This window comes from Acidithiobacillus thiooxidans ATCC 19377 (assembly GCF_009662475.1).
In the GTDB taxonomy this organism is placed as follows: Bacteria; Pseudomonadota; Gammaproteobacteria; order Acidithiobacillales; family Acidithiobacillaceae; genus Acidithiobacillus; species Acidithiobacillus thiooxidans.
Genome location: NZ_CP045571.1, coordinates 1490534 through 1511024 on the forward strand (window position 1 = coordinate 1490534; position 20491 = coordinate 1511024).

The following is a 20491-nucleotide window of genomic DNA, read 5'->3' on the forward strand; positions in this document are numbered from 1 at the left end:
GCTCTCTCTGTCGTAGTCTTTTTAACCCGTTCGTCTTCTGCTTTTCAGGTATCTATATTTTGGACAATATGGGTACTCATCCACTACATCTTGACCAAAGCTAAAACATCCTCGCGTCGTGGTAAGCCACCCTATGTTCCATCCTCTATCTTTGACGCCATTTTTAAGATTCGTCAGTGAATTACTGGCTATTATCTCGACTACCCGATCATTTACATAGCGTTTTGCCTGAAATTTGTAATTCCACATGTCTTCGTAGGACACTTCAACGACGGGCTTGCGTATTCTTGCTGCACGTTTTTCACTACGAGCGAGATAATCCTGATGGTCAGCCAACAATTTTTTGTACTCATCATCCGTGATAACAGTCATAGAAACCTCATCAGATATCAGCCTTTGGCCTATACGCGAACTTTTTTCAAAGCCATTATATCAACTCGAAAGCGAACGAGCCGCAAAGAAATCACATTACGGTTCCAGGGACTCTACCAAAAGCCTAATAGCTTCAGAAAGCTGCAAAACCGCAGCACGGATTTGATCCTTGGGGGTATCTAAAAAAATCTGGCCGTCATTTTCTTCTACGCCCGCCTTTGCCATCATCTGCCGGAATAGCTTCTCACGTTCACCCGCACAAAATGAATCGGGTTCCTCGTCATTTCAAGTGGGTAGCCTGAGATCCAGCTTGCCCAGGATCAGGTAGGCCATGTTGATAAAGTTCTTGTGCGTGCGGTAACCCCGAGCCTTGGCCTTGGCGGATTGAATGAGGCTGTTGAAACCTTCCAGAATTCCATTGGTGATCTGGCTCTCGAACCATCGGAGCACGCCATCCCAGTGATTCATGATGGTGTAGGCGACCCTGACGATAGGCGGCAGATCGCTGGTTCTGGCGTTTTCCAACCAGGCTTTCAAGAGGGTAGCCCCCTGGTGGCGATTCTTGATCGTGAAGATGTCCTGAAAGGTCAGGCGGAACTGGTAGGCCTGCGCCGTCTTGAGGTTCTGGTCTTTGAGCAATTCCTGCAGCTTTTCTTTCTGCTTCATTTTGAGGTTGCAATCGTTCTTGAGCCAAAGCCAGCGGGTCTTTTTGAGATTTGGCTGGGTGAGGACTTCCCCCTTGCGCACGTCGTCTACGGCCTCGTTGACGAGCTTCATGAGGTGAAAACGATCGAAAGTGATCTCCGCATTGGGCAGGTGCTCGGCAGCCCCTTTCTGGAAGGCCGGCGAGAGGTCCATGCTCACATCGGTGATCGCTTCCGCGCTACCACCATGGGCCTGTAGATCTGCGGAGAATTTCTCAAAGGTCTTGGCATCCTTGCCGGGAGTAGCGAACAAGAGTCGCCGGGCATTCAGATCCACGAAGAGCGTGATGTAGTCATGTCCATGCCGACTGCTGGTTTCATCGACGCCGACGGCATGGACATTGGCCATATCCACCGCAGCACGAGCTTCGGGCACATAATGGTCAATCACTCGCCACAGGAGCTTGTCGGTCTCACCGACCATGCGAGCTGCCGTCAATACCGGCATCTCCCGCACCAGGGTCATGATCAGCGCTTCAAAGAGCAGGGTGAAACGCGAGCCTTCCCGCGCCCAGGGAACAGATATCTGATGCACTCCATGCTCCTGGCACTTCACACGAGGTACACGGGCATGGAGATAGGCTTCATGCTGGAAGAAATCCATGTGCCGCCAGGTATGGTCACGGGTATCATGTACCGGACACTCCTCACCACAGACGGAGCAAGCAAAGCGACTACCTTTGGGAAAGTTGATGTGCAGATCCAGGCGTTTCTCCTCCACCGTGAAAGTCACATGATCCACCAACCACGGCGGAACCAATCCTAACGCGAGAGAAAACAGCTCTTCAGGGACCATCAGCTAACTCCTATTCAGGGCACGACCGCTCCACAGCATTCTACCCCCTACCCACTCAATCTGACGAAGAGCCATGAATCGGGTTCATCCCGCAAGTGCATCCTCGTTTGGCCAGCGTCCGTCAATCGCACCATACCGCCCGGGCATTTTTCCACGTACAGTAGCAAGGGATCCCCGTCTGCAAAAGAAAATGAGGATTTAATGAGCATCCGCCCATTATGGGCAAATATCTTTACATCCATGAGAACAGACTCCTTTTTTCAAACAGTAGGCCATGTCTGCCATTCCCGACCATTTAAAAGGCATCCAGCCGCTTTCTTGCCTACGCGAAAAATAGATCGAGTGCCGAAAAAATCCTGCTCGAAGGAACGGGGATCCTCCACAGAGAAAACCTGCCCGTTATGGATAATGACTTTTTGCGGGACAATGCAGTGTGTACCATATTCGTCATCTAGCTCATTTTGGTCCTCACCGTCTTTAGCGGGCCGGTTGGAGCGGTAGAGACGGGCGGCATATTCCGGTGTCATCTGATTCAGCGGAAGCCACTCACCCCATTGCTTGAAGAAAAATGGGACTTTAGCCTGCTCGCATTGTTCCTGAATGGACGCTACCCAATCGGGGTGCATGGGTCTTACGTTCGATCCAAACCCAGACTCCCCGCCGGCGACGACCCATTTAATGCGCTGGTTAAATGTGGTTACGGAAGCCTGATAGGGACGCAATGGACCGAACATGCCTACCGGCACTGCCTCGAAATCTATGGGACCAAGAAGTGGTTCTGCACTGACCCATCGCAATGCAGCGGGAGTCTGCAACAACAGCGGTATCCGCGCATCGGCGGTTTCCTGATCTTCGGCGGATACGCCCAGCCAGACATTTGGAAGCGGCCATTCCGGTATGCCGGCAATATCAAGACCACGCGCAGCGGCTATTTCACGCATGGCTTGCCCAACCGCATGCTCTCGGTTGTCGTAGCCCGCCGCAAACCATTCCATCATGCGCTCCGGTCGCTTGGTCAACACCTGGAAAACATGCTGTTCTGCCATGGCCATGACTGCGAATACCCTGTCGATGAAGTCGTCCGGCACGGCCTCGTGGAAGAGGTCCGACATGGAGTTCACAAAGATCATCCGGGGCTTTTTCCAGCGCAAGGGCTGGTCCAGACGATCTTCATGACAGGCCACGTCCGTAAAGGCTCTGCCGTAGTAGCTCACGGCTTTGGGGTTGGCCGAAAGCCGTGCCCACTCCCGTTCCGCGTAGCAGTGCTTGCAGCCTTGTGAAACCTTGGCACAGCCGGTGACAGGGTTCCAGGTGGCGTTTGTCCAGGCAATGCCGGTTTTGTCAGCCATGCCATTTCTCCTTTTTAAGCATCAGTCTCCATTATACTGCCCAATGGTTAACCGAACGCCGATTGAAATCCCGCAAAATGCGTGAACATTTCAGCAGCCCCGCGTAAATACTCATACATCCATTCGGTCACCAACCACCGCCGCCCCAATCGTTCCGCCGCCAATCCGGTTTTCACCGTACCGCCGAACGGATCCACCACGAGTTCTCCGGGCTCGGTGAGAAACCGAATAAAGAAATCCGGAATACTGGTCGGCTGAATGGCGCCATGCTTCGGCAAGCCTAGTGCTTGGGCCTGCCGCCGATAGGCTTTGGTGTCGCTGCAGGCATGCCCACGTTCCAACACATTGCGCGGAATCCGTCCCGCCGTTACCCGTCCGAAACTATCCGGGCGAATGCGATAGGCGCCATTGCCATAAGTGACAGACCGCCCTTCGCCGCCCAACGCCATGAGCCGTTGATGTTGGGCTGAATGCGCCTCCAGAACCCGGCGATTATCCGCCCGCACATGGTCTGGATCATTGGTGAACCAATACAGCGGTTCATAAGCCGTGGCGAGCTGCACCCGATTCACGCAGGCCCAATAGGTCGGCGCTGGCGGTTTGCTGTAATTGACCCAGGGAATACGGTCCATCAGCGCAAGGCCTAACCGATCGTTCAGGGCCAAGACCAGACGCTCCAGATAGAGTGACCGGCTCGGTTTCTTGGACTCAAAAATATCCCCGCTTAAATTGAGCACGATGCTCCCGCCAGGGAGGAGGCTGCGGACGATGGGCTCTAACGCTGCACAGATAAAATCCACATATCGCCGTTCATTTGGCCCCCCATAATCACGCGCTTTCCGGAGCGGATAGGGCGGCGAACTGATGCACAGGGCTATCGGTTCGTCGAAGCGTCTGAAGACATCTTGATGTGCGCCCCAAATGGCGACGCCCAGGTCAGTGTTGAAGGCCACCAGCGTGACGCCAGTGGCGGCCCTGTGTAAATCCTTTCCGGCTTTTTCAGACAACTGCCAGACACCCCGCGCACCGGGCACATGCTCAAGAATTCCCAATTGTTTAAGCGTTTGCTGGTACCAGCGGATTTTGCGCTTGATGGTGGAGCGTGGGACGCCGGCGCGGCCAATAGGGATCCTGGCGTCCAAGGCTTCTTTTGTCGTGCCCATGCCTTCCGCCACGACCGCGTACAGCGAAGCATTGTCCAGGACGCCTCCCGGAGCTTCCGCGTAGGCATTGGCAATATCAGCAAACAGGTTGATTTGTCGAAGGGGTGTGTTCATTCGACCCTCAACCAGGACGGCAGTATGGGTTGCACCATGGATTGCAACTCAGACGTGATCGTAGGGTCCACCAATGAAAGAATCACAAAGGCCACCAGAATAACAACCAAAAGCACTAAAAGTTTTCTGAGAAAAAACCAAAAGAGCAACAAGGCCAGAACCGCACAAATAACCGGAACAAGGTCTAAATGACGAAAAATGGCAATGATGTGGTCCATGATGAATATATCCTGGTTTTGAAAATAAAGGAATAACAACGCGATATGTAATCAGCATAACACAGCATTAATCATGAATTGTTTGGAATTTTTACACGCTGGCGCTAACATTCTCCCATCACGACAGAAGCTATCAGGGCACCGCTAGTTTTCATCAAGCGAAGGCCACGTTAATGAACCTGGGCGCGCTCTAAAATAAAGTGCAACACCTCTGGTCGAAGGCAGACGGAGGTGAGAGATGGCCAGAAAGTACAGGCAATTGATGCCCGATCAGCGAAACCAGATACAGCGTGGATTGAATCAGGGGCTGAGTATTCGTGGCATTGCCAGGCAGTTGGGCCGAAGCCCTAGCACGATCAGTCGGGAGATTCAGCGAGGTCGTGTGGAAGAGACCTATGACGCCGTATGCGGTCGTGAAGAAGCGCAGAGGCGCCGACGCAAGGGAGTCAGGAAGTTGACTGAAGGTTCGCCTTTAACCCTCGCGGTGACGCACGCTATTCTGCAAAGGAAGTGGTCACCGGAGCAGATAGCGGGGAGGTTGCGGATGGACTATCCCGAAGACAAACAGTGGCACGTCTCTCATGAGACTATTTACCAGTTTATCTATGCTCACCCGGCGGGTGAACTGCGCAAGGCATTGATTGCAGGGCTGCGCAGAGGGCACAGCAAACGCAAGCCCCGCACACGAGGTAAAGACCGTCGTGGCGGGATCACGAACATGCGCTCGATCCGTGAGCGCCCGGAGGAAGCACAAGCTCGCGAAGTACCCGGTCACTGGGAAGGCGACCTGATCAAGGGGGCATTCAATGCCAGTGCTATTGGCACGTTAGTGGATCGTAGCAGTCGCTTCGTCATCCTTGCGCGGGTGGAGGATTCTACGGCAGAGGCGATCCTGGAAAGCTTTACGCGGCGTTTGCGTACGCTGCCCAAGAGCTTCCGGCAAACGCTCACCTATGATCAGGGCCGCGAAATGGCTCGGCATCAGGAACTGGAGCGAAATACGGGCATACGTGTTTATTTCGCTGACCCACATAGCCCCTGGCAGCGTCCGACCAATGAAAATACGAATGGCCTACTGCGTCAGTATTTCCCCAAGGGCACGGACTTATCCGAATATTCACAACGGCGTTTGACTCAGGTAGCGGAGGAACTCAATAATCGGCCCAGGAAATCCTTGGGATTCCGAACTCCAGCCGAAGTGATGGCACAGCAAATCAGGCAGTTAAACAGCGGTGTTGCACTTCAAACTTGAAACCGCCCTGTTTCCCGATATGAATTGTTCGACCCGTCTCATGCAACACATCGCGTATCATCCCCTTATCATGCATAACACGTAGGGCTCGACCTAGCGCCATGGCGCATCCAGGCGGGCCGCCTCTAGAGCTATGTCGATAGGCGCGAGGATATTGCGCAGGCGGAAAAACAAAATACAGCAACCCCTCGTATTCCAATGTTCCACCATGACGTGATAGCACATCAATGATCCTTTGTTGCAAATTGGTTTTAACTTGTGCCATGCGCATTGCCTTTTATCTCGTTAAACCTTTCGACAGCCAACAAGAGAAGCATATCGCTCCAAGCATCCATGAACGCATCCAACAACAGCACTGGCGTTAACACAGACGAAAAAATCAATGAAAACAAACCAGATTCCAACACCGTCAGGTGAAAGTGCAACAAGAGAATGGCAAATGCAACACAGAATAAAAACGAAAAAATGACATAGATGCCAGACGCATGGAACACGGCTTTTAGTGTCTTGGAAAAGGCCTGCTTCTTGATTCCTCTGTCACAATCTTTCTTAAATTCTTGCCACGCACGGCTCATGACGTAAAAGCTACCTGTATCACTCGCTTCGAACAGTTTTTGTACAGGATCAGATGGTGTTTCGTTTGCAATCATTCAGCTAACCTTCGTATCGGACCTGTTCCGACATTACTCAGATATACAACAATCTTCCTCATGAAGATCCACCTCAGCATGAATTGTCGATGAAGCGTTTCAATCACCATTACAAAACATGCACGACAAGCTGGTACAAAAAGATCAACTCCGCGAGCGTGCCCAAAGCCAGAATGACCAGCACATGCACGAGATCCCCAAACAGCCGGGAGAAGTCGATTTGCAGCCGAATAATCTGCATAAAATCCTCCGCTGCAGAGAAGAACAGCAAAGCCACTACCAGAATCGGGATGCCAATAACACCGAGTAACCAGATCATAAATCCTCCTGTATAATATTTCGTAAATGCTTGTCCAACTGACGACACAGGCTTCCACTGCGTCCATTCTCCGCAGCATATTGAGGACGGTACGTTTTTATCATCATTTCATCTCGTGCTGATAACCATTCTGCACCTTTTATAACAATTACATCACGCTTTACCGCAGCAGCCGATAATTCAAATTTACGAGCAACCACCTTATATACTTTGTTTTTTTGCACGCGTGTTTCCTCTAAAAGCTTAATGGCCCATAAAGCAGCTTTCTTTTTATGTATTGCTTTGATTCTTATCCATCGCTTTGTGAATCGCTTTACGCAATTCCTTATGCGCCTCGGTTTGGATACTGAGCGCACTGACCTTTATGGCCGCCACCAAGAGTTCAGGGGCCGCAGCAATCAGGGCGGCATCTGATGCTGTAAACTGCCCCTTGTCATCCAGCCGCCGCATGTGACTACCGCCCTTATCCGGCCAGAGAATCACCCAGGCATCGTGCTCTGCAAAACATAGCTTTTTGGCCTGCCAGGGGCCTTTTGTGATGTTCATGCAGCAAGAGTTCTTAAATAAGTCGTCCATCGCCATCCATTCCATCAAAAAAGCCCGCCCATCGGACGGGCAATAGCCGCAAAACAACCGCTCTACAACACTTCAAACTGCCAAAAACATCCTTTAGTCACAGAATAACATGCCCTTTCATGCACCTTTTTAAAATCATCACACTAACAATCATCAAAACTCAGGTTTTCGGCTTCCAAACACGCATTCAAGGTCGCCAAACCGCGATTCTGCAGCTGACGTACCGCTTCGCGGCAAATACCCATAAAGCCGCCGACCTCTTCCAGCCCCATGGCAGGCCTTTCCCCAAAACCAAAACGCAGGAACAGGACCTGCCGCTGTTTGAGTGGAAGCGCATTTAAATGCTGCGCCAATACCTTTTTCATGTGGTGCTGATGCGATACGTTTTCCGGTGCATACAGCGTATCTTCAACGGGTTCAAAACACGCCGCCGGACTTTCGTCCGCATCCGGCGCATGGGTCGAAAGCATGTAGGGATTAAAGGTCTCAATGGCCTGCTTTGTTTGCTCGCGCAAGACACGTGTGTCGCCAATCTGCTCACCACGACTTTCGCAACCACGAATCGCTTTACTCAGATAATCCGGCAGACGAATCAGGTGGGCATGAAAAAGTGCCTTTTGCATATAGCTGCGCACCCAGAAGCTGGCGTAAGAGGCAAAACGGCAACCGGCATCCAGGCGAAAGCGATCTGCTGCATGCAGCAGGCCCAAATACCCTTCCTGGATAACATCTTCCCGCGTGATGAACGCGCTTTGATAGTTATTCGACAAGTAATGTACTAACCACATATTTTTCTGCACCAGCCTATCCCGGGCCTTTGCATCACCGTCCAGCATGCGTTGTATCAGGTCGCGTTCTTCGCTCAGCCCCATACGTCGTGTTGGGTTATCAGGACATAGGGCAGGGTCATTGGCCGGAGGGGATTCAGGCGCCAGTGCCGTTTCTTCGGCCTCTAAACCCGTAAGTGGCAGTGGGCTGACGTCCGTTGCACGGGACAACCTTCTTGCGGGGTGCAAGCCCTGCGCCGGGGGCACACTCCAGGCCATTTCCTCTTCCAAATCATAATCAATCACAGCATCCAACATGAAACATTTCCAACCATCGCGTTAAAGGCTCAGGGTACCCGATGATGGTGGTTGTTTTTGGGAAATAAAGCGCCAAAATACGCGGTTATTTGGAAAGCGCCCTTAAAAAGATCGTTATCATCCAACACAGCGGGATCAATTTGATCCCGGGAATCACAAACCGCTTTCCGGCATACACTTTGCAACTTTTCCGAAATCGACTAATATTAATTCCGCGTTATTATTGAAAAAACAAAGGCAATATCATGGCAACAGGTACGGTAAAGTGGTTTAACGACAGCAAAGGTTTCGGTTTCATTGTGCAGGATGACGGGAAGGATGATGTATTTGTGCATCATTCGGCCATCCAGGGGATGGGTTTCAAATCCCTCGCTGAAGGGGAGCGCGTTACTTACTCTGTGGTTCGCGGGCCGAAAGGACTGCAGGCAGAGGATGTCCGCAGCATAAGCTAAGCTCACCAAGCGATAGTCGGCAACGCGGCACAAATCACTCACAAATTCGTCACGCGTAACACTTCATCCAGACTGGTAACGCCCTCTTTGACACGACGCAAGCCCGTCTGTCGCATGGTGAGCACCCCCTCGCGGGCCGCTTGGCGCGCCAGGTCGATGGCGGTGCCGCCCTGCATGATGAGTTCCCGCATCGCTTCGCTGACGGGCATGACCTGATAGAGCCCGATGCGCCCTTTATAGCCCGTTTTATTGCATTCATCGCAACCGACAGGACCCATGGGGTGCCAGCCTGGCAGAGCTTCCACAGCGAATCCGGCTTCTACTAACGCCTGGTCGGGAATTTTTACTGGCTCTTTGCAGTGTGCGCACAGTTTGCGGGCCAGCCGTTGGGCCAGGACCAGATGCACCCCGCCGGCAATGTTGTAGGTCGGAATCCCCATGTTCTCCAGACGGGTCAAGCTCTGAGGTGCATCATTGGTGTGCAAGGTGGCCAGCACCAAATGTCCGGTCTGGGCGGCCTTGATAGCCGTTTCTGCGGTTTCCAGATCGCGGACCTCACCGACCATAATAATATCGGGGTCCTGCCGCAAAAAGGAACGCAGCGCAGCCGCAAAATTCAAGCCAATCCGCTCATTGATATTCACCTGGTTGATTCCATACACCGGAATTTCTACCGGGTCCTCCGCCGTGCTGATATTACAGTCGCCGGTATTGAGCATGTTCAATGCGGTATAGAGTGTCGTGGTTTTACCGGAGCCGGTCGGCCCAGTCACCAGAATCATGCCATAGGGACGGTGGATCGCCTCTTCAAAAGCTTTGCGTTGTTCCGGGAAAAAACCCAGTTGCTCGATGGGTACCCTGGAACTGGCCGGATCCAGCAACCGCAGGACGATGGTTTCCCCGAAACTGGTCGGCAGGAAAGACACCCGAAAATCAATGACCCGAGCCGGCGGCACCCGCACCCGCAAACGCCCATCCTGGGGCAAACGTCGCTCGGAAACATCCAGTCCGCACATGATTTTCAATCGGGACGTTACGCCATCCTGGAGATCCTTCGAGGGATTGGCTGCATTACTTAAAACACCATCCAGCCGATACCGCACCCGGAAATCCTTTTCGTAGGGTTCCAAATGGATATCCGACACGCCTTTGTGAATAGCATCCAAAAGCAGTTGCTGGACAAAACGCACAACGGGTGCATCCTCAGCCTCTGTTTTGTCACCCACGGACAAGTCAAAGGTCTTCTGTTCATCCTCTGCATCGGCTTCCCCATCAGGGGCTTTTTCCAAAAAGACATCATCAATCCCCGTTCCGGCATCTGTAATAAGCTGAACCGCGCGCATCAGCTTGTCGGCTTCCACGAGTATCGGCACCACCTGCCAACCGGTATTGAACTTGATATCTTCCACCGCTTTGAAGTCAGTCGGGTCGGCCATCGCCAGATACAGCGTCTCACCGCGTTTGGACAAGGGCAGAACGAGATAACTGCGCATCATTTTTTTATCGATGCGATCCATCAAAACCGTATCCAGCTGCACCGCATCCAGATCCAGCATGGGCATCCGGTAACGCCGGGACAGATAGGCCATCAGACGGGCCGCAGTTATCAGATCTTTCTTGATGGCATGGAACAATACCGGCACATGCGCCAGTCGGGCTTCCTGCTCAACCGCCATCCACTGATTTTCGTCGAGCGCGCATAGCCCATCCTGCGAAAGCCCGCGCAGAACAGGATGGCTCCTGATCGGCGTGACCGCAGCATCAGCCACTCAGAACATCATCCTTTGCTGCGTTCGAAACCCCGCCAATCACTTCCGGCGTGATGAACACCAGTAATTCGGTTTTGGCAACACTATGCACTTCGCTCTTGAACAGCCATCCCAGCAAGGGGATGTTTTTCAAAACCGGAACCCCAGACTGGTTATGCGTGGAAGTATCGGTGTAGATGCCACCGATAACAACGGTCTGACCGTTATTGACCAGCAATTTGCTTTGGACTTCCTGGGTCGTGATGGGAATCCCGGACGGCAGTGCGTCGGCATAATCCGGCTGGTTATTTTGGGCATCCACCTTCAGGGTGATTTTGCCATTGGGCGCAATGTGGGGCGTGACGTCCAGGCTCAGTTCGGCTTTTTTGAAGGAGACCGAAGTGGCCCCGCTGCTGGTAGATTGCTGGTAAGGAATTTCCTGCCCCTGGGAAATAACCGCTTTTTCGTTGTCTTCAGTCAACACCTTGGGGCTGGAAATGATTTTTGCCCTATTATCCACCTGCAAGGCCTGCAGTTGCAGATCAAGGATCCGATTACCCGTCGCCGTGCCTAAAGCGAAACCTAAAGACGCGGGCGTAGCACTGGCCAGGGCCGTACCGGCATCAGAGGCACTCAGATTGGCGAGCGCGGGAACGGTAAAACCAGTACCCGATGTGGCGCTACCGCCGCCCTGTATGGGGTACGCGCCACCCTGGGTTTCTGTGACACCCGTAGCGCCGGTTCCGGAAAGATTGATAATGCCACCGGCGCCATTCGAAGTGTATGTCCCGCCCCAGTTCACGCCCAGAGAATGGGCCGCACTGGTGGTAATCTGGACAATACGCGCTTTAATCAGCACCTGGGGCACGGGCTTGTCGATTTTGGCAATCAGTTTTTTGATGTTTTCAATGTCCTGCGGCGTATCCCGCACCAGCAGACTGTTGGTACGGGTAACCACAGCTACGGATCCGCGTGGACCTAACAGCGAATTGCCGATAATGCTGGATTTAGGCAAGCCCAGGGCGCTCGCTAAAGACTGTTGCTGATAAGGATTCATGGGCTGGCCAGTGCGTCCAGAAGAACTATTCTGGTCAAAGCCTTTCAGCAAGGCGGCAATGCTGGCCGCTTTGGCATACTTGATTTGAATCAGTTCGGTTTCCAGGGGCTCCATTTTGCGTTCGCTGGCTTCGGTTTTGAGCGTCGCTTCTTCCTGGCTGGCAATCTGATTGGCTGGCGCCACCCAAAGAATATTGCCGATAGGTTTGACGGCCAATCCCTGCGACTCAAGAATGACCTTAAAAGCCTCTTTCCAGGGTTCGTTTTTCAGGCGGATGGTCAGGTTGCCGGTAACATTATTGGAAACCACGATATTCTGATGGGTGAAATCGGCAATGACCTGCAGCACATCGCGCACGCTAATATCCTGAAAATCCATGCTCAGGCGCGGGCTGTCTTCGGGGTTTTGGACAGATTCTGCGGTTTTGTGTCGCACGACAATACGGGTCTGGTGCCCCAACTGATAGGCCGAGTAGGTATAGGGTCCATGCACGGTGAAGACCAGACGGGTGTTCCGACCCAGCGGATAGACTTCCACCGATTGTACGGGGGTGCCGAATTGGGTGACACCAAAAAGATGCCGGTAGCTGGCAGGCACGGCCGTATGCTTGAGGATCACAATGAGATGACCAGCTTCCCGGGTGACATTCATCGCCGGCTGGGGACCGGAAAGGGATAAGGCCAGAATGCCGCCGCCCTGTTTGCCGCGATGGAAATGCAGGTTATTAATTGCTGTCCCGACAGCCGTGACCGGAGCAGGCGCTGCGACAGGACCTGTAGTAACCGCAGGAGTGGATACTGTCGTTGGCCCTGAACTGGCCATTGGGGCAGGAGCCGCTGGCGGTGTGGTATGACCGACAAACGCCAACCGATACCCGCCCATCACCGGTTCCACCCTAATCGGTTCCGGGGATTTTAACAGCAGGTCCAGACGGGCATTGTGGCCATGATTTTCGGCCAGCACATTTTCGACGACGCCATGCCCCATGACTGTACCCAGGGAAGGCGAAAAATGCGCGTCCTTAAAATCGATTTTCACGAGATACCCGCCATTCAGGACCTGCACATTGTAGGCAGGCCGGGCATTTCCGTGAATCAGGAAAGCCGTACCCTGTGCATCATGCGTGGGCGTCACGCTGCGCAGATCGGTCTGCGCCCAGGCGGAACCGGTACCGAAGCACAACAAAGCGCCCAACACAGCGACAGAGAGACGGCGACCAGATAGACAGCACGAGTTGGGTAGAACAGAACGGGATACTGGATTAATCATGCTCAAAAACTCCTTATAAGGCGCCATCCGCACTTATCCACCGCCCTGCATGCGCAGAACCGTGACCCGGCGCTGGTACTTCCCGAAAATATTGCGCACATATTGCGTGACCGTGATGATGGAATGGCCGTTTTGATGATGCATAGCCGTTATCCGGCCATCGTGGGTCCCTACCGCACTGCCCAATGTGGCGCGATAGACCCGATGTTTAGGAGTTTGCAAAATCGCCCACAAGTGGCCCTGGGCGGGTTGCACCCTGCTAAGGGTACGCACCATGCCGGTGAGATGCAGACTGGACAGGGGGTACTTTTCCAGGGGCTGAACAGGGCCATGCTGCATGGGCGCGGGATGAACCCCCTTCTGCTCCGCTTCTGCCCGGAGCAACGCTTCGGAAAAACTGGTAAACGGATCCAGATGCGCCGGATTTTGATACGCCAAGGGTTTCCAGAGGGGTGTCTTTGGCAAAGGTGGAATCGACACGGTGGTTTTCGGCACATGCTGCACAAATTGATGCAGGGACTGCATGGTTTCCGTTTGCTGGGAACAACCCGACAAGAGACACACACTCGCCCATACCAGCGCGGTAGGTATCCATACATAAACAGCGGTGCCCCGTTTATCCATTTTTCGTGTTCCCTTTGTGCTTCAAATACCGATAAGTCGTTGCAGTGCATTGCATGGTCAGCTTTTGTTTGGATAACGCCCGCGCCGCCAGGGATTTTCCCGTATAGGGAACCCGCGTAATGTCCAGGTCATGGAAAACGACGATGCGTGACAGGGCGTTTACCGCCGCCACAAAGCGGCCCAACTGTCCATAGGTGCCGGTTACGGTGAGCTTGACCGGAATTTCCTGGTAGAAACGCTGATTGATGCGGTGAAGCGGCTGAAACAACTCAAAATTCAGACCCCGGCTGCGTCCCGCCAAAGTGATGTTGTCTAACAGCGAGGGGATTTGTGTCCGATCGGGAAGCTGTGTCAGAAACCGTTGAAAACGGTGATCCATGACCTTTATTTGCGCCTGATAGGCGGGCAACACCAGCGCCACACGCTGTTCCTGACGAATTTGGGTTTTCAGGTGCTGCGTCTGGACCGTCAGGTCATGTATCTGGTGCATTTCGGGCAGGACAAATTCCAGCCAAAACACCACACCCATTACCGCAATCAGTACAGCCAGGGCTATCGCCTTGGTTTGGATAGGCCACTGGAGAATATCTTCCCATTGAAGATGCCGGATATCGTCTAGGGTCATGGCTTATAGTCCTTTTTTTCCGGTAATAGAGGGGCTTCGCCAGCGCATATGCAGGGTGAAACGGTTGACCGGTTCATGCCCTAACTGGAACCGACTGATGATGTTTAAAACGGGATGAGAGAAAACAGCGGATTTCTGTATATGACGCATGAATGCCGCCACATCGGCATTGCCTTCGGCATAGCCATTCACCGTAAGGCCTTGTTGGGAAGTCCGTAGCGTGGTCAGGAAAACGCCGGGCGGGGTCAGTTGGACCATTTCATTGAACACCTGGACGGCCTGATTGCGCTGGTCCTGCAGATGCGCAATCAAACCCTCACGGGCAATGAGTGCCGCACGTTTTTTGCGCAGGTCCACAATAGTGGTCATTTCCGCTTTTAATTGCCGGCTGACCGTCTGCAGATATTGGATCTGCTGATCTTTGGCGGCTACTTGCGCACTGAAAATCTGGAAAATGCCATAATAAATCATGGCGGCTATCAGCAGGATACCGACCAGGACCACGACCGCCTGACGATTTTTCTCCGCGCGCAAGGCTTCCCGGTAGGGCAATAAATTAATGCGGATCAGGTCATGCATAGAATCTCCGTAAAGCCAGGCCACAGGCCACGGCAAACGCCGAGCGGTCGGCATCCAGAAAACGGGTGTGGACATGCGAGGAGATATCCATGCCGGCAAAGGGATCGGGTGCCAAAACCGGAAAAGCAAGCTTTTGTTGCAGAACGCGGCTCAAATCCGCCAGTCCGGATCGGGGGGAGGCTTCGGGTTGCCGCGCCGCTTCCGGCGGCAAACCAATCCATTCTCCAAACAGGCAGACCAACGTGATGGGTACATCGGGCATGCTGTTCTGAAAAAAATCCAGTGCAAAAGGCATTTCGGCGCTGGCTTTTTGCGTGAATGGGGCGAGGATTTCCGGTTCATATTCGGACGGCAATCCGCCGAACCGCGCCATGCGCAAGACATCATCCGGGCCGAGTGCATAATGTGACTGGAGGGTCTTTAACAGTTCCCGATACCCAAAGCGGTGCTCTTTTTCATAGACCGGACGGCCATTCTCGAATACATACAGATGGAAGTTCGCATAGCCTGTTTCGATAAGGACCACCCCCTTATCCTTCTCTTCCGCTATCGCATTTCCCAGAAGATGCCGGTTCTTGAGATGCGTGTATAAAAACCAGAGGGCAAAGGTACGGGTATCGACAATTTTGGGTTTCAACCCCGCCTCTTCCAGGATGGCTACGTGCTCTTCCAGAGATTCTTTTTTGCACGCCACCAGCAAAACATCCTGATATCCGGGACGTGCGGCACCCGGCAGAATGGAAAAATCAAAATGCACGGCATCCATACTGAAAGGAATATACTGATTGCCCTGAAAATGAATCTGTTCGTCAATTTCCTGCGTGCTCATGCTCTCTGGCAGGGTAATGACTTTGACTATGGTTTTTTCAGCGGGCAATGCGGTCGCTACAGACTTGCTGCGCATTTTGGACCGGGCCAGCATGGTACGAATCGCTTCGGATAAGGTCTCTGCTTCCGGTGCAGGGGCATTCTCGGATTCGGCGCGAGACGGCAAAACTTCCCGGTCCACATAGTCCAGGCAAAATTGCTGCTTGCGTTTTGACAGGGAAACCATGCTGACCGCATCCGCGCGCATATCCAGACCGAGTAATGGGGGTTTTAGTATCACCAGCGATACCTCACGTTTATTTCTACAACGGGATACCAGCGGAAGCCGCCCAAGGATTGGCGCAGATTGGACACCTCTGAAGCATACGCATGTTGTTCCCATTGTGGATGTGGCCCTATACCGTGGGTCACACGAATAGTTGGAGATCCTTGATAAGCCGCGCCCGCAGACACGTTAAAAGACCAATGCGAATGACGGGAAAATCGCTGTGAATAGCCCACCCCCAGGTAGGGAGAAATGGGACGAAAAGTAACCTTGGCAGGCGTGGCGAGCGTGTAGTGACCGCCGTTGGCAGAGGATGGCTGTAAAGACAGACGGTTGCCGTTGAGAAAAATCCCTGCGGAGAGATAAATGCCCTGCTGCCACGGATACCATTGCTGGGAAATCAGGCCATTTAACAGACGCACGCCCAAATGGTACCGTTCACCGCCCGACGAAAATCCCGGATCCAGCATGAGCCCACTCATCTGTGCCTGGGTAGTGAAATCCGGCGATTCCCGGTACTGTCCACCGACATAAACCCCAGTAGTCCCTACCCCGCCGAACAAAGAAAATGGGGATGGGGCTGCCTCAGCACACCAGGGCGCCAGCAGGAGTGAGAACGCGAGGGTCGCAACAAACCGCTTTTGGATAGAGATCATGGGAGGCTGCCCTAAAAATCGAAATAAGCCCCATGATAGGCTGCCGGGTTGGGCCGTATTTTTTTAAAAAGGCCGAAAATTCGCGTTTATTTAATTTTGAGGATGCTACTGAAGGGATAAAAACGATCAAGAGATCAAATTGATCCCGCGCTCTTCAGGATGATTGCTACGCAAGTCGGATATCTATTCTTAAATTTAGGCAAAACCAAGAAACAGCGCCATCGCCCGATTCACCGCAACCATTTTCCTGTAATCCAGATATCCAACTACCTGGCCTATTTTTTCACGAGGGACCGTTTGCGACTTATCCACCATGATTTGTGAGGGCTTGTGCAAACCGGTTTCAGGAGATGCCTCAACATTAATGCGGTAAAGTGGCGCGTCTCTGAGGTCACTGGTAATCGGGAGAACCGTCACGGAAGACAATGCTGAAAAGGCTTCGGATTGGACAACGAGCGCGGGGCGGGGCTTACCATAGTCGCCATGCAAAGCAACAACGACTACCGCACCTCTTTTCACACCCACCCATCCGTATCCGCTGCTGCTTCAAGCCAATTCATGATCTCCTTTTCCTGCGGGTCATTTCGCAAGACCAGGCACTGACGACGACATTCTTCTACAAATCCTGGACGGCGGGTATCTGGTACCCAAATTTGAATAGGCCGTAAACCTGCGGCACGTAAGGCGTCCCGATGCTTTTTAACGCGCGTATTCGCATGTACAGTGGTCACAAACCGCCTCCTTTCTAGGTTACATGAAACATTATAGGAAATAATCATATCCCCTTCAATAGCCAGGCGGTGGTGATTCCTGATGTTGCAGGACCATCGCTGGAATAACCTCTGCTGAGGATTTTTGCCATGGCCGTCAAGAATGTTTGGATGGCACTAACCACCATCAATGCGCCCTGCCCTGCATTCTACATGGTTACCCCAGAAGTTTTGAATAACAAAAGTACCGACTGACACGACTGCCTGTATCAGGGTTACGCCTTGTATGAGGTTCTGGAATGGTTAATGCAAACTGGGTCAAAGAGAGACATCCCTGCTCGCACAGGGCAAACAAAGATGTCATCAAAAATAGTCATTTTAATTTCCACCACAAGAAAACAACCGATACGCATAATGATCCACCGATAAAAATCCCGTATGCCAGATGGCTTGTACGCACTCCGTTTTCCCGTAGATATTGAGTCGGTAGATGAAGTGACTGGCGCGGTTTGAGTCTTCTCCAAAATGTGTTTTCACAAAATGTGACAAGGCGCTCAATGACGGGAAAATCGGATCTTTGGCGAGATAGGCTTTTGCTTGGGCGGCCCGTTGTTCATCCATGTGATCCTGTTCATTTAGATGAATAATAAACCAAGCTGTAAGCGCGAGATAAGCTGCCACAAAAATTAAAAAAATCTTGATGGAAGTCGAAACACGACTATTACGTTCCATAACGCCTCCAATGGCTGGTTAAAATTAACAAAACCAACATTCACCCCTGCTCGCGTAGGGGATATTGTGACTGACAAAATTGCTCTATCTAATTTAACACAGAGATTTCGCGCGTTTTCAAAACGCAAAATGCCGGGTTACCCCGAAATAAGCGGTGTAACCGGTCAGGGTGTTGCTTTCACCGATGTAGCGTGAAAATTCCACCGCAGAAAACACATCGGTTTTCCAACCAACCGGCACCTCAGCTGTCCCTTTGAACTGGTAGAGATTGGCGGGCCTCGTTAAATTGCGCCCGGCAATATTCCCGTCAAACCCGGCCAAGGCCTCCGCCTGGCCTTTGAGTCTTAACCAGGAACAAGGCTTAAGCAGGACGTTAAAACCGATCCCGGCCGCGTTGTTGTGCAGATCCCCATAGGCCAGGTAGTTGTAGGCCGCAAAAGGCGTCACAGCCATCCAACCATTGCGGTACACCGTATATCCTGCACGGACATTGAGGACATTTTGCAAGACGGGAAGGTTATCCAGGTAGGCATAACCGGTTCGTTTTCCGTAACCAGACTGGTAATGATAACTGGCGGATAACACGGCGCGTCGGCTGAAGTGATAGGCAGCAGCCAATCCAAAGCCCGCGCGGAAAGGCAAATCGGCTTTTTCGCCATAAGTGGCAAAAACAGACACCGAAGCTGGTGATGCAGTATCCGGTCCCGCAAGGGCTTCCCCGGAGTAAAAAAACGATGCCAGCAAAACAGGCACCCAGAAGAATGCACGCAAAAAAGGATCGGTTTTGTCCACGTCATACCCTCAGTCCAAGAATATGGGTAGGCTATTTCTTTTTTGATCCGGAAACGGCTGGATAAAACGGCTTTTTTCGCGTTCTTTCTAAAAGGCAGAGCAAATATCCCGCAGCCTAGTGCGTTCTTCTCCGCACTATCGCGTGACTGGATGCATGAAACGTCTGCATCCGGCCGGGATCAATTTGATCTCTTGATCGGTTTTGCCCTCCATGAACCCCATCAAAAATAAATAAACGCGAAAAAACCCGTTTATTCCAGACCTAACTCCTGCGCAAAAGCCGCAATCTATTCCCTCGTTTTATCTATCCTCGAGGATTCCAAAATGGATATATTGAATAATCAGGCGCTGGCCAGCGCCTCTATGGACCAGGATTCGACGGCTGAAAAAGGCCTCGTCGAGCAAGGTTTCACCCTCATCGAACTGATGATTGTCATTGCCATTATCGGCATTCTGGCGGCCATTGCGATTCCGCAATATGCCGCGTATGTCCGCACGGCAGAAGCCACTACGGCAGCCACGGACTTCCATCAAGCGGTGACTTCAGTAGCCTCTGCCCAGGCGCAGGCCCAGACGGGTGTCAGTGCCACCCTACCAAATTACAGCACAACGGCAACGACCTTGCCGGGCACGGACGGAGCGACGCTGAAGGTTTCGGCCACAACCATTTCATCCAGTACGGGTGATGTGACCGTAACACTGGGGGCACCGAAATCCACCGGCGTCCAGAAAGACTTGGACAGCATGCTGAACTCCCAGACCGGCACGACCGGATTCACGGGCGGTGCAGGTACAGCCAAGATAACGGCCAATGGTTCAGTGTCCTACAACGGCAGCAGCGCATCGAGCAGCACCAGTACCAGCACCACTAGCGGCAGCTAATTTCTCCCAATGAACCCCTGGGCCTTCTGGAGTACGGTGCATTATCTATGGCTGGTCTTTCAGGAACAGCCATTGGTCGTGTATCTCGACGGTCCAGGCCTTTACGGGGCAGGCATTCCCTTTGCGGTGAGCCTGCTCATTCTTTGGTGGATTTTTTCGGGCGCCGAGAGATTCCAGCAAAGAGTGTGGACATATCTACCGAAGTGGCTCTGGATATACCGGACCACAAGACAGTCATCCCCCATATCCCTGAATCTGCCTATCCTCAGTGGATTTTTCCTGACCTGCGTGGTTATCGGCCATTACAGCGGTTATTGGACCCAGATCGGATACCATTTTTTTGATGCCGGTCTCATTTTCTGGCCCATGCTGGCCCTGCTCGATGGCGAGTTTCCGGTCCTGCTGACCTATCCCCTGACCTTTTTTGGCATGCTGATCGATGACGTGTTTGCAGCGGGCCAGCAGGGGCACTGGGCAGGCACTTACTGGTTTGGCGTGGGCGGTGCCGGATTCCATGACGGGCTGTTTATCGGGCCTATCACCGCGTTAACCCTCGCTGTGTTGTTAAAAGGATTGGGCGCATTAGGACGGCGGGAAGGCCTGTTTTCTTCGGAGCCCCAGAGAGAGACCAACCCCGAAGAACCGCATTCTGCACTTTGACCCATAAGGACATG

At 52.6% G+C, this 20491-nt stretch carries 26 protein-coding genes and 1 pseudogene; 4 read left to right on the forward strand and 23 right to left on the reverse strand.

The genetic code is table 11. The features are described from left to right. Positions 1-21 precede the first annotated feature (21 nt). The 7 genes and pseudogenes from GCD22_RS07830 to GCD22_RS07860 form a co-directional block, all read right to left on the reverse strand. Positions 22-372, reverse strand: a complete 351-nt coding sequence (locus GCD22_RS07830; protein ID WP_065974891.1) for a hypothetical protein — start codon at positions 370-372, stop codon at positions 22-24. Positions 373-468: 96 nt separating this feature from the next. Then, a pseudogene (locus tag GCD22_RS18935) lies at positions 469-618 on the reverse strand (hypothetical protein); the annotation flags it as partial. 39 nt (positions 619-657) lie between these two features. Further along, positions 658-1872, reverse strand: a complete 1215-nt coding sequence (locus GCD22_RS07840) for an ISL3-like element ISAtc1 family transposase (protein ID WP_012387019.1) — start codon at positions 1870-1872, stop codon at positions 658-660. Between the two features lie 47 nt (positions 1873-1919). Continuing rightward, a complete protein-coding gene (locus GCD22_RS18940; protein WP_153940589.1) occupies positions 1920-2114 on the reverse strand; it encodes a DUF1828 domain-containing protein in 195 nt (64 codons plus the stop codon). A gap of 18 nt (positions 2115-2132) precedes the next feature. Beyond that, entirely contained in the window at positions 2133-3221 is a 1089-nt protein-coding gene (locus tag GCD22_RS07850) for a DUF5131 family protein (protein WP_065980294.1), read from the reverse strand. Between the two features lie 47 nt (positions 3222-3268). Beyond that, positions 3269-4498 (reverse strand): site-specific DNA-methyltransferase, encoded by a 1230-nt coding sequence (locus tag GCD22_RS07855; protein WP_153940590.1) that lies wholly within the window; start codon positions 4496-4498, stop codon positions 3269-3271. Further along, positions 4495-4716 (reverse strand): hypothetical protein, encoded by a 222-nt coding sequence (locus GCD22_RS07860; protein WP_065975316.1) that lies wholly within the window; start codon positions 4714-4716, stop codon positions 4495-4497. Before GCD22_RS07860 ends, GCD22_RS07855 begins: the two co-directional genes overlap by 4 nt. A 238-nt stretch (positions 4717-4954) precedes the next feature. On the opposite strand from GCD22_RS07860, the gene GCD22_RS07865 reads away from it, so the two are divergent. Further along, positions 4955-5968 (forward strand): IS30-like element ISCARN114 family transposase, encoded by a 1014-nt coding sequence (locus GCD22_RS07865; RefSeq protein WP_153940591.1) that lies wholly within the window; start codon positions 4955-4957, stop codon positions 5966-5968. Positions 5969-6219: 251 nt separating this feature from the next. On the opposite strand, the gene GCD22_RS07870 is transcribed toward GCD22_RS07865, so the two are convergent. From GCD22_RS07870 to GCD22_RS07890, 5 genes are all read right to left on the reverse strand, one after another. Continuing rightward, positions 6220-6618: a hypothetical protein gene (locus GCD22_RS07870; protein WP_065975313.1), complete on the reverse strand. Its 399-nt coding sequence runs from the start codon at positions 6616-6618 to the stop codon at positions 6220-6222. Between the two features lie 109 nt (positions 6619-6727). Next, complete coding sequence (locus GCD22_RS07875) at positions 6728-6937, reverse strand: hypothetical protein (protein ID WP_065975312.1); 210 nt, start codon at positions 6935-6937, stop codon at positions 6728-6730. Beyond that, entirely contained in the window at positions 6934-7161 is a 228-nt protein-coding gene (locus GCD22_RS07880; RefSeq protein WP_065975310.1) for a hypothetical protein, read from the reverse strand. The genes GCD22_RS07875 and GCD22_RS07880 overlap by 4 nt, the downstream gene beginning before the upstream one ends. Positions 7162-7207: 46 nt before the next feature. Then, positions 7208-7483 carry an XkdD/Y8K6 family phage-associated protein gene (locus GCD22_RS07885; RefSeq protein WP_065975308.1) on the reverse strand — a complete coding sequence of 92 codons (276 nt, stop codon included), beginning with the start codon at positions 7481-7483 and terminating at the stop codon, positions 7208-7210. A gap of 173 nt (positions 7484-7656) precedes the next feature. Continuing rightward, positions 7657-8598, reverse strand: coding sequence for a sigma-70 family RNA polymerase sigma factor (locus GCD22_RS07890; protein ID WP_153940592.1), 942 nt, complete (start codon positions 8596-8598; stop codon positions 7657-7659). A 245-nt stretch (positions 8599-8843) separates the two neighbouring features. On the opposite strand from GCD22_RS07890, the gene GCD22_RS07895 reads away from it, so the two are divergent. Continuing rightward, positions 8844-9050 (forward strand): cold-shock protein, encoded by a 207-nt coding sequence (locus tag GCD22_RS07895; RefSeq protein WP_081576899.1) that lies wholly within the window; start codon positions 8844-8846, stop codon positions 9048-9050. Between the two features lie 38 nt (positions 9051-9088). On the opposite strand, the gene pilB is transcribed toward GCD22_RS07895, so the two are convergent. From pilB to GCD22_RS07950, 11 genes are all read right to left on the reverse strand, one after another. Continuing rightward, positions 9089-10819 carry a type IV-A pilus assembly ATPase PilB gene (gene pilB / locus GCD22_RS07900; RefSeq protein WP_153940593.1) on the reverse strand — a complete coding sequence of 577 codons (1731 nt, stop codon included), beginning with the start codon at positions 10817-10819 and terminating at the stop codon, positions 9089-9091. Then, positions 10812-13124 (reverse strand): type IV pilus secretin PilQ, encoded by a 2313-nt coding sequence (locus GCD22_RS07905; protein ID WP_153940594.1) that lies wholly within the window; start codon positions 13122-13124, stop codon positions 10812-10814. Before GCD22_RS07905 ends, pilB begins: the two co-directional genes overlap by 8 nt. Positions 13125-13157: 33 nt before the next feature. Further along, positions 13158-13748, reverse strand: a complete 591-nt coding sequence (locus GCD22_RS07910; protein ID WP_153940595.1) for a pilus assembly protein PilP — start codon at positions 13746-13748, stop codon at positions 13158-13160. Further along, entirely contained in the window at positions 13741-14373 is a 633-nt protein-coding gene (locus tag GCD22_RS07915; protein ID WP_153940596.1) for a type IV pilus inner membrane component PilO, read from the reverse strand. The genes GCD22_RS07910 and GCD22_RS07915 overlap by 8 nt, the downstream gene beginning before the upstream one ends. 3 nt (positions 14374-14376) lie before the next feature. Continuing rightward, a complete protein-coding gene (locus tag GCD22_RS07920; RefSeq protein WP_244947607.1) occupies positions 14377-14952 on the reverse strand; it encodes a PilN domain-containing protein in 576 nt (191 codons plus the stop codon). Then, on the reverse strand, positions 14945-16060 hold the full coding sequence (gene pilM / locus GCD22_RS07925) for a type IV pilus assembly protein PilM (RefSeq protein WP_244947608.1): 1116 nt from the start codon (positions 16058-16060) through the stop codon (positions 14945-14947). Before pilM ends, GCD22_RS07920 begins: the two co-directional genes overlap by 8 nt. Further along, a complete protein-coding gene (locus tag GCD22_RS07930) occupies positions 16057-16701 on the reverse strand; it encodes a hypothetical protein (protein ID WP_153940598.1) in 645 nt (214 codons plus the stop codon). Before GCD22_RS07930 ends, pilM begins: the two co-directional genes overlap by 4 nt. 195 nt (positions 16702-16896) lie before the next feature. Continuing rightward, the gene (locus GCD22_RS07935) at positions 16897-17226 is read right to left on the reverse strand and encodes a type II toxin-antitoxin system PemK/MazF family toxin (protein ID WP_244947609.1); all 330 of its coding nucleotides are present in this window, start codon (positions 17224-17226) and stop codon (positions 16897-16899) included. Beyond that, complete coding sequence (locus GCD22_RS07940) at positions 17217-17432, reverse strand: antitoxin MazE family protein (RefSeq protein WP_211371699.1); 216 nt, start codon at positions 17430-17432, stop codon at positions 17217-17219. The genes GCD22_RS07935 and GCD22_RS07940 overlap by 10 nt, the downstream gene beginning before the upstream one ends. 357 nt (positions 17433-17789) lie before the next feature. Next, the gene (locus tag GCD22_RS07945) at positions 17790-18143 is read right to left on the reverse strand and encodes a hypothetical protein (RefSeq protein WP_153940600.1); all 354 of its coding nucleotides are present in this window, start codon (positions 18141-18143) and stop codon (positions 17790-17792) included. A 117-nt stretch (positions 18144-18260) separates the two neighbouring features. Then, positions 18261-18935 carry a hypothetical protein gene (locus GCD22_RS07950; protein ID WP_153940601.1) on the reverse strand — a complete coding sequence of 225 codons (675 nt, stop codon included), beginning with the start codon at positions 18933-18935 and terminating at the stop codon, positions 18261-18263. Positions 18936-19259: 324 nt separating this feature from the next. On the opposite strand from GCD22_RS07950, the gene GCD22_RS18730 reads away from it, so the two are divergent. Then, positions 19260-19817, forward strand: coding sequence for a prepilin-type N-terminal cleavage/methylation domain-containing protein (locus GCD22_RS18730; RefSeq protein ID WP_081576904.1), 558 nt, complete (start codon positions 19260-19262; stop codon positions 19815-19817). Between the two features lie 9 nt (positions 19818-19826). Further along, entirely contained in the window at positions 19827-20477 is a 651-nt protein-coding gene (locus GCD22_RS07960; RefSeq protein ID WP_031574805.1) for a hypothetical protein, read from the forward strand. The last annotated feature ends 14 nt before the right edge of the window (positions 20478-20491 follow it).

Excerpts from the sequence above, each read along its gene's own strand:
- GCD22_RS07945 (WP_153940600.1), bottom strand. The coding sequence starts at position 18,143 with ATGGAACGTAATAGTCGTGTTTCGACTTCCATCAAGATTTTTTTAATT.
- GCD22_RS07905 (WP_153940594.1), bottom strand. The coding sequence starts at position 13,124 with ATGATTAATCCAGTATCCCGTTCTGTTCTACCCAACTCGTGCTGTCTA.
- GCD22_RS07960 (WP_031574805.1), top strand. The coding sequence starts at position 19,827 with ATGAACCCCTGGGCCTTCTGGAGTACGGTGCATTATCTATGGCTGGTC.
- GCD22_RS07895 (WP_081576899.1), top strand. The coding sequence starts at position 8,844 with ATGGCAACAGGTACGGTAAAGTGGTTTAACGACAGCAAAGGTTTCGGT.
- GCD22_RS07890 (WP_153940592.1), bottom strand. The coding sequence starts at position 8,598 with ATGTTGGATGCTGTGATTGATTATGATTTGGAAGAGGAAATGGCCTGG.
- GCD22_RS07920 (WP_244947607.1), bottom strand. The coding sequence starts at position 14,952 with ATGCATGACCTGATCCGCATTAATTTATTGCCCTACCGGGAAGCCTTG.
- GCD22_RS07885 (WP_065975308.1), bottom strand. The coding sequence starts at position 7,483 with ATGAACATCACAAAAGGCCCCTGGCAGGCCAAAAAGCTATGTTTTGCA.
- GCD22_RS18940 (WP_153940589.1), bottom strand. The coding sequence starts at position 2,114 with ATGGATGTAAAGATATTTGCCCATAATGGGCGGATGCTCATTAAATCC.
- GCD22_RS07865 (WP_153940591.1), top strand. The coding sequence starts at position 4,955 with ATGGCCAGAAAGTACAGGCAATTGATGCCCGATCAGCGAAACCAGATA.
- GCD22_RS07855 (WP_153940590.1), bottom strand. The coding sequence starts at position 4,498 with ATGAACACACCCCTTCGACAAATCAACCTGTTTGCTGATATTGCCAAT.
- GCD22_RS07930 (WP_153940598.1), bottom strand. The coding sequence starts at position 16,701 with ATGATCTCTATCCAAAAGCGGTTTGTTGCGACCCTCGCGTTCTCACTC.
- GCD22_RS18730 (WP_081576904.1), top strand. The coding sequence starts at position 19,260 with ATGGATATATTGAATAATCAGGCGCTGGCCAGCGCCTCTATGGACCAG.
- GCD22_RS07915 (WP_153940596.1), bottom strand. The coding sequence starts at position 14,373 with ATGACCCTAGACGATATCCGGCATCTTCAATGGGAAGATATTCTCCAG.
- GCD22_RS07875 (WP_065975312.1), bottom strand. The coding sequence starts at position 6,937 with ATGATCTGGTTACTCGGTGTTATTGGCATCCCGATTCTGGTAGTGGCT.
- GCD22_RS07870 (WP_065975313.1), bottom strand. The coding sequence starts at position 6,618 with ATGATTGCAAACGAAACACCATCTGATCCTGTACAAAAACTGTTCGAA.
- GCD22_RS07840 (WP_012387019.1), bottom strand. The coding sequence starts at position 1,872 with ATGGTCCCTGAAGAGCTGTTTTCTCTCGCGTTAGGATTGGTTCCGCCG.
- GCD22_RS07850 (WP_065980294.1), bottom strand. The coding sequence starts at position 3,221 with ATGGCTGACAAAACCGGCATTGCCTGGACAAACGCCACCTGGAACCCT.
- GCD22_RS07860 (WP_065975316.1), bottom strand. The coding sequence starts at position 4,716 with ATGGACCACATCATTGCCATTTTTCGTCATTTAGACCTTGTTCCGGTT.
- GCD22_RS07910 (WP_153940595.1), bottom strand. The coding sequence starts at position 13,748 with ATGGATAAACGGGGCACCGCTGTTTATGTATGGATACCTACCGCGCTG.
- GCD22_RS07830 (WP_065974891.1), bottom strand. The coding sequence starts at position 372 with ATGACTGTTATCACGGATGATGAGTACAAAAAATTGTTGGCTGACCAT.